Consider the following 14,380-nt stretch of genomic DNA (forward strand, 5'->3'; position numbering starts at 1 on the left):
GCTCATGATGGCCACCTCCAGCGACAAGCTCGTCGAGGCACTGCGCTCCTCCCTGAAGGAGAACGAGCGTCTGCGCCACCAGCACCGCCGGCTCACCGAGGCGCAGCGGGAACCCATCGCTGTCGTCGGTATGGCCTGCCGGTATCCCGGCGGCGTCGACTCGCCCGAGGCCCTGTGGCGACTCGTCGCCGACGGTGCCGGCGCCCTGTCGGGCTTCCCGGACGACCGTGGCTGGGACCCGGCCGCCTCGTACGCCCGCCCGGCGGGGTTCCTCGACGCGGCCGGTGAGTTCGACGCGGCGTTGTTCGGGATCTCGCCGCGCGAGGCCGTCGCCATGGACCCACAGCAACGGCTCCTCATGGAGACCGCCTGGGAGGCCCTGGAGCGCGGCGGCGTCGACCCGCTGTCGCTGCGGGGCCGCCAGGTCGGCGTCTTCGTCGGCTCCAACACCCAGGACTACGCGTCGGTGCTGATGCGGACGCCGATCGCCGACGAGGGTCACCTGTTGACCGGGAACGCGGCAGCAGTGGTCTCCGGCCGCCTGTCGTACTTCTTCGGACTCGAAGGCCCGGCCATCACCGTCGACACCGCCTGCTCGTCGTCGCTGGTCGCGCTGCACCTGGCGGTCCAGTCGCTACGGCAGGGCGAGTGCACGATGGCGCTGGCCGGCGGTGCGACGGTCATGTGCACCACCGGCGCGTTCGAGGAGTTCGAACGGCAGGGCGGCCTCGCGGCGGACGGCCGCTGCAAGTCCTTCGCCTCGGCCGCCGACGGCACCGGCTGGGGTGAGGGCGTCGGCCTGCTGCTGGTGGAACGTCTCTCGGACGCCCGCCGCAACGGCCACCAGGTGCTCGCCGTGATCAGGGGCACCGCCGTCAACCAGGACGGCGCGTCCAACGGCCTGACCGCACCGAACGGGCCGTCGCAGCAGCGGGTCATCCGGGCCGCCCTGGACAACGCGGGGCTCACCGGCGCCGACGTGGACGTGGTGGAGGCGCACGGCACCGGCACCGTCCTCGGCGACCCGATCGAGGCGCAGGCGCTGCTCGCCACGTACGGCCGTGACCGAGGGGAGCGCGACCCGCTCTGGCTCGGCTCGATCAAGTCGAACATCGGCCACACCCAGGCCGCCGCCGGTGTCGCCGGGATCATCAAGATGGTCATGGCGATGCGCCACCGCACCCTCCCGCAGACCCTGCACGTCGACGCACCCACCCCGCACGTCGACTGGTCGGCCGGTGCGGTGGAGCTGCTCACCGAGGCCCGCCCCTGGCCGTCCGGCGACCAACCGGCGCGAGCGGGAGTCTCCGCCTTCGGCGTCTCCGGCACCAACGCCCACGTCATCGTCGAGCAGGCCCCGGCCGGCGACGAGGAGGCGGGCCGTGATCCGGTCACCGTCCCGGCGCCGCTGCTGCTCTCCGGTCACGACGACGCCGCCCTGCACGCCCAGGCGGCCCGCCTCGCCCGCCACCTCACCGACAGTGACGACGACCCCGGCGACGTCGCGCACTCGCTGGCCACCACCCGCGCCGGCCTGCGACACCGCGCCGCGATCACCAGCACCGACCCGGCGGAACGGCTCGCCGCGCTGACGGCGCTCGCCGAGGGCCGCGGCGCGGCCGGCGTGGTGCGAGGCACCGTCACCCGTGGCCCCCTCGCGTTCGTGTTCTCCGGCCAGGGCTCGCAACGCCCGGGCATGGGCCTGGCCCTGGCCGAGGCCTTCCCGGTGTACGCGGAGGCGTTCGACGCGGCCTGCGCCGAGTTGGACCCGCACCTGGACCGGCCGATCCGCGACGTCATCGCCGACGGAGCCGACCTGGACCAGACCGTCTACACCCAGTCGGCGTTGTTCGCCGTCGAGGTCGCGTTGTTCCGGCTTGTCGAGTCGTTCGGTGTCACGCCGGACTACCTCGTCGGGCACTCGATCGGTGAGATCGCCGCCGCGCATGTCGCCGGGGTGTTGTCCCTGCCGGATGCGGCGACGCTTGTCACCGCCCGAGGCCGGTTGATGCAGGCGTTGCCGGCCGGTGGGGTGATGGTCGCGGTACGGGCCACCGAGGCGGAGGTGCTGCCGCTGCTGACCGACGGGGTGTCCGTCGCGGCGATCAACGGCCCCCGGTCGATCGTGCTGTCCGGTGCCGCCGACGAGGTCACGGCGGTGGCGGCGCACTTCGAGAAGTCCAAGCGGTTGCGGGTCAGTCACGCGTTCCACTCGGTGTTGATGGAGCCGATGCTGGCCGAATTCGCGTCGGTAGCGGCAACGCTGACCTACGAGACGCCGCGCATTCCGATCGTGTCGAACGTGACCGGGCAGGTCGCCGAGGCGCAGGACGCCGGCTACTGGGTGCGGCACGTCCGCGAGGCGGTCCGCTTCGCTGACGGCATCACCACACTGGAAGCCCTCGGTGTCAGCACGTTCATCGAGATCGGCCCCGACGGTGTTTTGTCCGCGATGGGGGCGGACTGCGTCAGCGACGCGGTGTTCGTACCAGTGCAACGCTCCGACCGGGACCAACCGACCACGCTGCTGACCGCCCTCGCGCAGGCCTACGTGCGCGGCGTCGCCGTCGACTGGACGCCGTGCCACCCACACGCCCGCACGATCGACCTGCCCACCTACGCCTTCCAACGCCGCTACTACTGGCCGGACCTGCCGAAACCCACGAGCGGCACACCCGACCAGTGGCGGTACCGGGAGACCTGGCAGCCCGTCGACGCCCCACCCGCCGGCACCCTCGCCGGGACGTGGCGCATCGTCGCCGACCCGGCAGACCCGACCGCCCGGCAGCTGCACGACCTGCTGACCCGACACGGGGCCACCCCGGAGATCGGCGACGCCGGGCAGCTCACCGACGAGGTGACCGGCATCCTCCACGTGCCCTCGCGTACCGGCGACCTCGACGCCACAGCCGACCTGCTCGCCCTGATCCAGGCGGCGACCACCGCCGGGATCACCGCGCCGATCTGGACCGTCACCACAGCGGCCGTCACCACGGGCACCGACGACATCGCACCCGACCCCACCCAGGCCGCGATCTGGGGTCTCGGCCGGGTGGCCGCCCTCGAACACCCGGACACCTGGGGCGGCCTCGTCGACCTGGCCGGCGACGTCACCGACCAGCTCGTCACCGTTGTGGCCGGGAGCACCGGAGAAGACCAGGTCGCCATCCGTGCCGACGGCCTGCACGCCCGGCGCATCGACAGTGCGCCCGCCCCGGCCACCGAACCCTGGCAGCCGACCGGGACCGTCCTGGTCACCGGCGGCACCGGCGCGCTCGGCGCCCACGTCGCCCGCTGGGCCGCGCACAACGGCGCGGAGCGGGTCGTCCTGGTCAGCCGCCGGGGCGCGGACGCCCCCGGCCTGGACGCCCTGACCGCGGACCTGGCCGGGACCGGCTGCCACCTCACCGCCGTCGTCTGCGACGTCACCGACCGCGACGCCCTCGCCGCCCTCGTCGCGACGCTCCGCGCGGACGGCACCCCGGTCCGCTCGGTGGTGCACACCGCCGGCGTCGCCCACCTGACCTCACTGGCCGAGCTGGACCCGACCGAGATCGGCGAACTCGGCGCCGCGAAGGTGCTCGGCGCCCGGCACCTCGACGAACTCCTCGGCGACGACCTCGACGCCTTCGTGCTCTTCTCGTCCATCGCTGGCGTGTGGGGCAGCGGGGACCAGGGCGGATACGCCGCCGCGAACGCGTACCTCGACGCCCTCGCCGCCCGCCGGGCCGCCCAGGGCCGCCCCGCCACCGCCATCGCCTGGGGCCCGTGGGCCGGCGGCGGCATGGCCGACGCCGACGTCTCCGCCCAGCTCGCCCGGCGCGGCGTCACCGCGATGAACCCTGCCCGCGCCATCGTCGCGCTGACCCACGCCGTGTCCGCCGGCGACACCACAGTGGTGGTCGCCGACGTGGACTGGTCACGCTTCGGACCCGCCTTCACGGTACGACGCACCAGCCCTCTGCTCAGCCCGCTCTTCGCCGACGTCGAGGAGCAGCCGCAGTCCACCGGCCCGGCCACCGACCTGCTGGCCGGCCGTACCGTCGAGGAGCGCCGCGCGTACCTACTGAACCTGGTACGCGGCGAGGCCGCCGCCGTCCTCGGACACGACTCCGCCGACGCCGTCCCGGCCGACCGCCCCTTCCGGGAACTCGGCTTCGACTCGCTGACCGCCGTGGAGCTGCGCAGCCGCCTCGCCGCCGCCACCGGCCTGCGCCTGCCGACCACCGTCGCCTTCGACTACCCGTACGCCGCCGTCCTCGCCGCCGAGCTGGACACCCTGCTGTCCGGGGCGGATCGCACGGCGCACACCGTCGCACCGTCGGCCGGCAGCCCCGACGAGCCGATCGCCATCATCGGGATGGCCTGCCGTTACCCGGGCGACGTCGGCTCACCCGAGGACCTGTGGCGTCTCGTCGAGTCCGGCGCCGACGCGATCGCCGGGTTCCCCGCCGACCGTGGCTGGGACCTGGACGCCCTCTACGACCCCGACCCGGACCAGCCCGGCGCCTCCTACACCCGTGCTGGTGGGTTCGTCGCCGACGTCGCCGGTTTCGACGCGGCGTTCTTCGGCATCTCACCGCGCGAGGCGCTGGCCATGGACCCGCAGCAGCGACTGCTGATGGAGACCGCGTGGGAGGCGGTCGAGCGGGCCGGCATCGACCCCGCCGGCCTGCGCGGCGAACCCGCGGGTGTCTTCGTCGGGGCGTCCTTCTCCGGCTACGGCACCGGTGACCAGATCGCCGACGGGGTCGAGGGGTACCGACTCACCGGCACGGCGGCAAGTGTCACCTCCGGGCGGATCGCGTACACCCTCGGCTGGGAGGGCCCGGCGGTCACCGTGGACACCGCCTGCTCGTCGTCGCTGGTGGCGTTGCACCTGGCCGTCCGCTCGCTACGGTCCGGCGAGTGCTCCCTCGCGCTGGCCGGTGGCGTCACGGTGATGGCCAGCCCGGACGCGTTCGTGGAGTTCTCCCGCCAGCGGGGCCTGTCCGCGGACGGCCGCTGCAAGTCGTTCGCGGCGGGAGCGGACGGCACCGGCTGGTCCGAGGGCGCGGGCATCCTCCTGGTCGAGCGTCTCTCCGACGCCGTCCGCAACGGCCACCGGGTGCTCGCCGTGGTGCGCGGCACGGCAGTCAACTCCGACGGCGCGTCGAACGGCCTGACCGCCCCCAACGGCCCCGCCCAGCAGCGGGTCATCCGGGCGGCACTGGCCGACGCCGGCCTTGGCCCGACCGACGTGGACGCGGTCGAGGCACACGGCACCGGCACCCGGCTCGGTGACCCGATCGAGGCGCAGGCGCTGCTCACCGCGTACGGGCAGGACCGCCCGACCGGGCGACCGCTCTGGCTCGGCTCGGTCAAGTCGAACATCGGGCACACCGTCGCGGCGGCCGGTGTCGCCGGGATCATCAAGATGGTCATGGCGATGCGGCACCGGGTGCTGCCCCGCACGCTGCACGTGGACGAACCCACCCCGCACGTCGACTGGGCCTCCGGGGCGGTGTCGCTGCTCACCGCGCCGCAGCCGTGGCCCGACGTGGACCGTCCGGCCCGCGCCGCCGTGTCCTCCTTCGGTATCAGCGGCACCAATGCCCACGCCATCCTGGAAGCGCCTCCGACGCCGGAACCCCAGGCCGCGCCGCCGACGCCGGCTGCCCTGCCGGTGCCGTGGACGCTGGGCGCCGCCGAGCCGGGCGCGTTGAGCGCCCAGGCCACGCGGCTGCTGCCGTACCGCGACGCGGACCCGGTCGACCTGGGCCACTCCCTCACCCGACGCGGCAGCTTCCCGCACCGGGCCGTGGTGTTCGGCCCGGACGCCCTCGAAGCGCTCGCCGAGGGCCGCACCGATGTCGGTCTGGTGACCGGGGACGTGGTCGACGGCACGCTCGCCTTCGTGTTCTCCGGCCAGGGTTCGCAGCGACCCGGCATGGGATTGGCCCTCTACGACACGTTCCCGCGTTATGCCGAGGCGTTCGACGCGGTCTGCGCTGAACTGGACCGGCATCTGGACCGGCCGATCCGCGAGGTCATCGCTGACGGCACCGACCTGGACCAGACCGTCTACACCCAGTCGGCGTTGTTCGCCGTCGAGGTCGCGTTGTTCCGCCTTGTCGAGTCGTTCGCTGTCAGGCCGGATTACCTGGTCGGGCATTCGATCGGTGAGATCGCCGCCGCGCACGTCGCCGGGGTGCTGTCCCTGGCCGACGCGGCGAAACTGGTCACCGCCCGAGGCCGTCTCATGCAGGCCCTCCCGGCCGGCGGTGTCATGGTCGCGGTACGGGCCACCGAGGCCGAGGTGCTGCCGCTGTTGACCAGCGGGGTGAGCATCGCGGCGATCAACGGCCCTCGCTCGGTCGTGCTGTCCGGTGTGGCTGACGAGGTCGCGCAGGTGGCGGCCCACTTCGGAAAGTCGAAGCAGTTGCGGGTCAGTCACGCGTTCCATTCCGTGTTGATGGAACCGATGCTGGCCGAGTTCGCCCAGGTCGCGGCAACCCTGACCTACGGCACGCCGCGCATACCGATCGTGTCGAACGTGACCGGGCAGATCGCCGAGACACAGGACGCGTCGTACTGGGTGCGGCACGTCCGCGAAGCGGTGCGCTTCGCCGACGGCATCACCACCCTGGAAGGTCTCGGTGTCAGCACGTTCGTGGAGATCGGCCCCGACGGGGTGTTGTCGGCCATGGGGGCGGACTGCGTCGCCGACGCGGTGTTCGTACCAGTGCAACGATCTGACCGCGACCAGCCGACCACGCTGCTGGCCGCCCTGGCGCAGGCCTTCGTGCGCGGTGTCGCCGTCGACTGGACGCCCTGCCTGACCGGCGGGCGGCTGATCGACCTGCCCACCTACGCCTTCCAACACCAGCGCTACTGGCCCGCCGCCACGGTGACCGGCAACGGCGACGCCGTCGACCACCCGCTGCTCGGCGGCATGCTCACCCTCGCCGGCGACAGCGACGAACGGATCTTCACCGGCCGCTGGTCGCGGACCGCCCTGCCGTGGCTCACCGACCACCAGGTCGCCGGTGACGTCGTCGTCCCCGGCACCGCGCTGCTCGAACTCGCCCTCGCCGCCGGCGTCGAGGTCGGTTGTGACCGCGTCGACGACCTCGTCCTGGCCGCCCCGCTGGTCCTCGGCGAGCAACGGATCGAGGTCCAGGTCCGCACCGGCGCCGACGACGGCACCGGCCGCCGCACCGTCACCGTCCACGCCAGCCCCGACGGCAGCCGGTGGACCACCCACGCCACCGGCACCCTCAGCACCGCCGAAACCCTCGACGAGGCCACGCCGGAAGCCTGGCCACCCGCCGGATCCGAGGCGATCGACACCACCGGTCTCTACGACGCCCTGCGCCGTCGAGGTCTCGACTACGGGCCCGCGTTCCGCGGGCTGCGCCAGGCCTGGCTCGACGCCGACGGTGCCGTCCACGCCGAGGTGGAGCTGCCCACCACAGTGGACGGCAGCAGGTACGGCGTCCACCCGGCGTTGCTGGACACCGCCCTGCACCCACTCGGCCTCGGCGTCCTGGGCGACGACGACGGTCAGGCCCGGGTGCCGTTCGCCTGGTCCGGCGTCACACTGCGGACCTCCGGCGCGGTGACCGCCCGGGTGCGGCTGGCCGACGCCGGCACCGACGCCGTCAGCGTCCACCTCACCGACACCCTCGGGCGGACCCTGCTGACCGCCGACTCGCTGGTGCTGCGCCGGTACGCCGAGCGCACCGCCAGCACCGACGGCCTGCACCGACTCGACTGGATTCCGGTTGAGGCACCCGGCACCTCCGACCGCACGGGAATCGAGGTGCTGCGCGTGCCCGCCGCCGCCGCCGGCGACCCGGTCACCGCCACCCATGCCACCACGACCGCCGTCCTGACCGCGCTACGCGACGCCGTCGAACGGGACGTCCGACTCGCTGTCGTCACCAGCGGCGCGGTCACCAGCGGCCCCGACGACACGGTCACCGATCTGGCCGGCGCGGCCGTCTGGGGTCTGGTCCGCAGCGCCCAGACCGAGAACCCCGGCCGGTTCCTGCTCGTCGACACCGACGGCGACGACCACCTGGGCGCTGTCCTCGCCACCGGCGAGGAGCAGATCGCCGTCCGCGACGGCATGCTGCGCGCACCCCGCCTGGCCCGGGTCACCGCACCCGCCGACGGTCACGACTTCGGCACCGGCACGGTACTGGTCACCGGCGCGTTCGGCACCCTCGGCCGACTGCTCACCCGACACCTGGTCACCCGGTACGGCGTCACCGACCTGCTGCTTCTCAGCCGCCGTGGCCCGGACGCCCCGGAGGCCGCCGACCTGACCGCGGAACTCGCCGCACTCGGGGCGACAAGCACCGTCCTGGCCTGCGACCTGGCCGACCGCGACTCTCTCGCCGCCGCCATCGACGGTGTCGGCAGCCTGACCGGGGTCCTGCACATCGCCGGGGTGATTGACGACGGTGTGGTCACCGCGCTCACCCCGGAACGCCTCGCCGCGGTGCTCCGCCCGAAGGTCGACGCCGCCTGGCACCTGCACGAACTCACCGCCGGGCACCCGGTGACCGCCTTCGTGACGTTCTCCTCGGCCGCCGGTCTGCTCGGCAGCCCCGGCCAGGCCAACTACGCGGCAGCCAACGCCTTCCTCGACGCCCTCGCCGACCTCCGCCACCAGGCCGGCCTGCCGGCCTCGTCGCTCGCCTGGGGGCCCTGGGCCGCCGGGATGGCCGCCGACCTGGACCCGGACGCGGTCCAGCGACTCAGCCGGGGCGGCCTCGCCCTGATCACGCCCGAGGACGGGCTCGGCCTCTTCGACGCGGCCGGCCACCGCACCACCGTCGTCCCCCTGCGGCTCACCTCCGGCCGTCACGCGCCGGCCACCGTCCACCCGCTGCTGCGCAACCTCATCCGAGCTACGCGACGAGGCACCGCGCGGGCCGCCACCGGCGACGCCTCCCTGGTCCAGCGACTCGCGGCACTGCGTCCGGCCGACCAACGGGAAGCCCTCCTCGACCTGGTCCGCACCCACGTCGCGAGCGTGCTGGGCCACGGCTCGGGGCAGGCGGTCGCCCCCGGCAAGGCGTTCCAGGAGACCGGGTTCGACTCGCTCGCCGCCGTCGAACTCCGTAACGGCCTGAACGCCGCGACCGGCCTGCGACTGCCGGCCACCCTCGTCTTCGACCACCCGACCCCGGCCGCCCTCGCCGCCCACCTGCACGAGACGCTGATCGGCGCCGACGAGCCTCTCGTGAAGGTCACCGCATCGGGGCCGGCCGACGAGCCGATCGCCATCGTCGGCATGGCCTGCCGCTACCCCGGCGGGATCAGCTCACCCGAGGACCTGTGGCGACTCGTCGAGACCGGCGGCGACGCGATCGGCGACTTCCCCGCCGACCGGGGCTGGGACGTCGACCGCCTCTACCACGCCGACCCGGATCACCCCGGGACCTCGTACACCCGCTTCGGCGGGTTCCTCGCCGACGCCGCCGACTTCGACGCCCCGTTCTTCGGGCTCGGCCCGCGCGAGGCACTCGCCACCGACCCACAACAGCGGCTGCTGCTGGAAACCTCGTGGGAGGCCTTCGAACGGGCCGGCATCGACCCGGCGACCGTACGCGGCAGCCGCACCGGTGTCTTCGCCGGCGTCATGTACCACGACTACGTGTCCCGCCTGGACCCCGACGGCGACGCCGTCGAAGGCCTGCTCGGCATCGGCAACGCGGGCAGCGTCATCTCCGGCCGGATCGCGTACACCTTCGGGCTGGAAGGACCGGCGGTCACCGTGGACACCGCCTGCTCGTCGTCACTGGTGGCGCTGCACTTCGCGGTCCAGGCGATCCGCAGCGGCGAATGCAGCATGGCGCTCGCCGGTGGCGTCACGGTGATGGCCACCCCGGGCACCTTCATCGAATTCTCCCGTCAGCGAGGGCTCTCCGCCGACGGCCGCTGCAAGTCCTTCGGTGCAGGGGCGGACGGCACCGGTTGGTCCGAGGGCGTCGGCATGCTCGTCGTCGAACGCCTCTCCGACGCCCACCGCAACGGCCACCCGATCCTCGCCGTGATTCGGGGCAGCGCCGTCAACTCCGACGGCGCGTCCAACGGCCTGACCGCCCCCAACGGCCCCGCGCAGCAGCGGGTCATCCGCGCCGCGCTGGCCAGCGCCGGCCTGAGCACCGCCGACGTCGACACCGTCGAGGCGCACGGCACCGGCACGGTGCTCGGTGACCCGATCGAGGCGCAGGCGCTGCTCGCCACCTACGGCCAGGACCGCCCGGACGACCAACCACTGTGGCTCGGCTCGATCAAGTCGAACATGGGCCACACCCAGGCCGCCGCCGGTGTCGCCGGCATCATCAAGATGATCCAGGCGATGCGGCACGGCGTCCTGCCCCGCACCCTGCACGCAGAGGACCCGTCCCCGCACATCGACTGGTCGGCCGGAGCGGTCTCGCTGCTCACCGAGGAACGGCAGTGGACAGTGTCGGGCCGCCCGCGTCGCGCCGCCGTGTCCTCGTTCGGCGTCTCCGGCACCAACGCCCACGTCATCCTGGAAGCCGCCCCCGAACCGACACCCGTGCCCCGACACCCGGTCAGCGGGCCGGCGGTCTGGCCGCTCACCGCGACCACCACCGACGGTCTCCGCGACCAGGGCACCCGGCTGCTGACCCACCTGAAGACCCACCCCGCGCTGGACCCCGCCGACGTCGGGCACACCCTCAGCACGCGCGGCGCGTTCCCGCACCGGGCCGTGGTGTTCGGCCCGGACGCCCTCGAAGCGCTCGCCGAGGGCCGCACCGATGCCGGCCTGGTGACCGGCGACGTGGTCGACGGCAAGCTCGCCTTCGTCTTCTCCGGACAGGGATCCCAGCGCCCGGGCATGGGCCTGGACCTCCGCGAAACCTTCCCGGTGTACGCGGAGGCGTTCGACGCGGTCTGCGCCGAACTGGACCCGCACCTGGACCGGCCGATCCGCGACGTCATCGGCGGCGGCGATGACCTGGATCAGACGGTGTACACGCAGTCGGCGTTGTTCGCCGTCGAGGTCGCGTTGTTCCGTCTGGTGGAGTCGTTCGGTGTCAGGCCGGATTACCTGGTCGGGCACTCGATCGGGGAGATCGCCGCCGCGCACGTCGCGGGGGTGCTGTCCCTGGCCGACGCGGCGACTCTGGTCACCGCCCGGGGTCGCCTGATGCAGGCGTTGCCGGCCGGTGGGGTGATGGTCGCGGTGCGGGCCACCGAGGCGGAGGTGCTGCCGCTGCTGACCGACGGGGTGAGCATCGCGGCGATCAACGGCCCCCGCTCGGTGGTGCTGTCTGGTGCCGCTGACGAGGTGGCGGCCGTGGCTGCGAGTTTCAAGTCCAAGCGGCTGCGGGTCAGTCACGCGTTCCACTCGGTGTTGATGGAGCCGATGCTGGCCGAGTTCGCCTCGGTCGCGGCATCCCTGACCTACGGCACGCCGCGTATCCCGATCGTGTCCAACCTGACCGGGCAGGTCGCGTCGGCGCAGGACGCGGCGTACTGGGTGCGGCACGTCCGTGAGGCGGTGCGCTTCGCTGACGGCATCACCGCACTGGAAGCCCTGGGTGTCAGCACGTTCGTGGAGATCGGCCCCGACGGTGTGCTGTCCGCGATGGGGGCGGACTGCGTCAGCGACGCGGTGTTCGTACCAGTGCAACGCTCTGACCGGGACCAGCCGACCACGCTGCTGACCGCCCTCGCGCAGGCCTACGTGCGCGGCGTCGCCGTCGAGTGGGCACCGTGCCACAGGGGCGGACGGCTGGTCGACCTGCCCACCTACGCCTTCCAGCACCGCCGCTACTGGCCGACCGGCCCGGCCGCCGGGCCCCGTGACCGCACCGGCCACCCGCTCTTCGACACCGCGATCACCCTCGCCGAGGCGAGCGGGGAACGCGTCCTCACCGGCCACTGGTCGGTCGCGACAGTGCCGTGGCTCGCCGACCACCGGGTCGACGGCGCCCTCCTGGTCCCCGGCACCGCGCTCGTGGAGGCCGCCCTCGCGGCCGGCGCCGGTGACCGGCTGGACGACCTGGTCCTCGCCGCCCCGCTCGTCATCGACGACGGAGGTGCCCAGATCCAGGTGCGGGTCGGCCCGGCCACCGACGACGGCCGCCGGCCGGTCACCATCCACGCCAGCACCGACGGTACGACCTGGACCGCCCACGCCACCGGCACCCTCGCACCCCCCGACGAGACGCCAGTGGTCCCGGTGGGCCGCACGGCCGCCGCGGCACCGCTGGACGTGGACGGGCTCTACGACGAGCTGCTCCGACGCGGCCTCGACTACGGGCCGGCGTTCCAGGGCGTCCGGACCGCCTGGCGCGACACCGACGGCACAGTGCACGCCGACGTCGTGCTCCCCGACGACGTGGGCGTCGACGGCTACGGCATCCACCCGGCCCTGCTCGACGCCGCCCTGCACGCTCTCGGCCTCGACGACCAGACCGGCGACGGCGCTGCCACGGTGCCGTTCGCGTGGTCCGGCGTCACCGTCCACCAGCCCGGCGTCACCGCCGCCCAGGTCCGCCTTCGCGTCGGCGACGCCGTCCAGGTCACGCTGGCCGACGCCGTCGGCGACCCGGTCGTCTCCGTGGCCGCCCTGCGGCTGCGGGCGTACGCGCCGCCGTCGGTGCTGCACCGCCTCGACTGGAGGGCGGTCGACCTACCCGCCACCGGTGACCCCGAGACCGTCATCCTGCGGATTACGGCGGACGGCACCGACCCCGTGGCCGCCACGCGTACCTCGACCGCCCGCACGCTCGCCGCCCTCCAGTCGGCTGTGGACTCCGACACCCGCCTCACAGTGGTCACCGCCGGAGCCGCCTATGGCGACATCACCCACCTCTCCGGAGCCGCCGTCTGGGGTCTCGTCCGTGCCGCCCAGTCGGAGCACCCCGGCCGGTTCACGCTCGTCGACGCCGAGCCCGGCACCGGCGAGGCGGAGATCCGGGCAGCTGCGGCAGCCGAGCAGTCCCAGATCGCCATCGGCGTGGACAATGTCTTCACCCCCGTCCTCACGGCGTACGCGACGAACAGCGCCGAGACCGCCGGACTGGGCACCGGGACCGTGCTGGTCACCGGCGGCCTCGGTGGACTCGGCCCTGCCGTCGCCCGCCACCTGGTCACCCGGCACGGCGTCACCGACCTGGTGCTGCTCAGCCGGCAGGGCCCGGACGCCCCGGGCGCCGACACCCTGGTCCGAGACCTCACCGCCGCCGGAGCCACCGCGACAGTGGTCGCCTGCGACGCCGCCGACCGCACCGCGCTGGCCGAGGTGCTCGACGGTCTCACCAACCTGAGCGCTGTCGTCCACCTCGCCGGGATGCTCGACGACGGAGTGGTCACCGCGTTGACCGAGGACCGCGTCGCCACCGTCCTGCGCCCCAAGGCCGAGGCCGCCTGGCACCTGCACGAGCTGACCCGGGACCGGCAGTTGACAGCGTTCGTGCTGTTCTCCTCGGCGGCCGGCGTCGTCGGCGGACCGGGGCAGGGCAACTACGCGGCAGCCAACGCGTTCCTCGACGCGCTCGCCGCGTACCGCAGAAGGGCCGGCCTGCCTGGCACCTCGCTGGCCTGGGGGCCGTGGGCCGCCGGCATGGCCGCCACCCTCACCGAGGCCGACCTGGCCCGGATGGCCCGCACCGGCGTCCTGCCGATGACCGAGGCGCAGGCCCTGACCGCGTTCGACCTGAGCCTCGGCGCCGCCGAGCCGGCCCTGGTGCCGCTGCGCCTCGACCCGACCGCCACCCCGGCCAGTGTGCCGGCGGTGCTACGCGGCCTGCTGCGGGAGGCGCCGAAGCGCCGCACCACCCGACGCGGACCCGACCGTACGCTCGCCGAGCAGATCGCCTCGACCGACCCGGCCGCCCGGAGCGAGGCCGTGCTGACCGTCGTCCTCACCCAGGTGGCGGCCACGATCGGCGACGGGGGAGCGCACACCGTCGACCCGGACCTGGAGTTCACCGGCCTCGGGTTCACCTCCCTCGCGGCTGTCGAACTGCGCAACGGCCTCAACGCCGCCACCGGGCTCAGCCTGCCGGCGACGCTCACCTTCGACTACCCGACGCCGCGCGCTCTCGCCGACCACCTGCTGAGCACGCTCGCCCCGGCCCGCACCCCGCGACTGCTCGACGAACTGGCCCGGCTGGAGCAGGCGTTCACCGCCCTGCTGCCGGACGAGGTCGCCGAACTGGCCGTGCGGGACGGCGTCGCGGCCCGGCTGAAGGCACTCACCGGCCAGTGGGCCGAGGTGACCGGGGCGTCCGCGCCGGTCACCGAAACGCTCGACGAAGCCAGCGACGACGAGCTGTTCGCGTTCATCGACCGCCGGCTCGGCGCGTCCTGACCGGCTCGCACCCTCTCTCGGACAGGTGAT

The 14,380-nt window shown here is 73.7% G+C and carries 1 protein-coding gene; it reads left to right on the forward strand.

The window, feature by feature from the left end:
• Positions 1-7 precede the first annotated feature (7 nt).
• Positions 8-14,350, forward strand: coding sequence for a type I polyketide synthase (locus tag O7631_RS19295; protein ID WP_278145490.1), 14,343 nt, complete (start codon positions 8-10; stop codon positions 14,348-14,350).
• Positions 14,351-14,380 lie beyond the last annotated feature (30 nt).

The organism is Micromonospora sp. WMMD967 (genome assembly GCF_029626165.1).
GTDB lineage: Bacteria > Actinomycetota > Actinomycetes > Mycobacteriales > Micromonosporaceae > Micromonospora > Micromonospora taraxaci.

What these genes read in the sequence shown, in the direction of transcription:
- O7631_RS19295 (WP_278145490.1), top strand. Translation starts at nt 8, where the DNA reads ATGGCCACCTCCAGCGACAAGCTCGTCGAGGCACTGCGCTCCTCCCTG.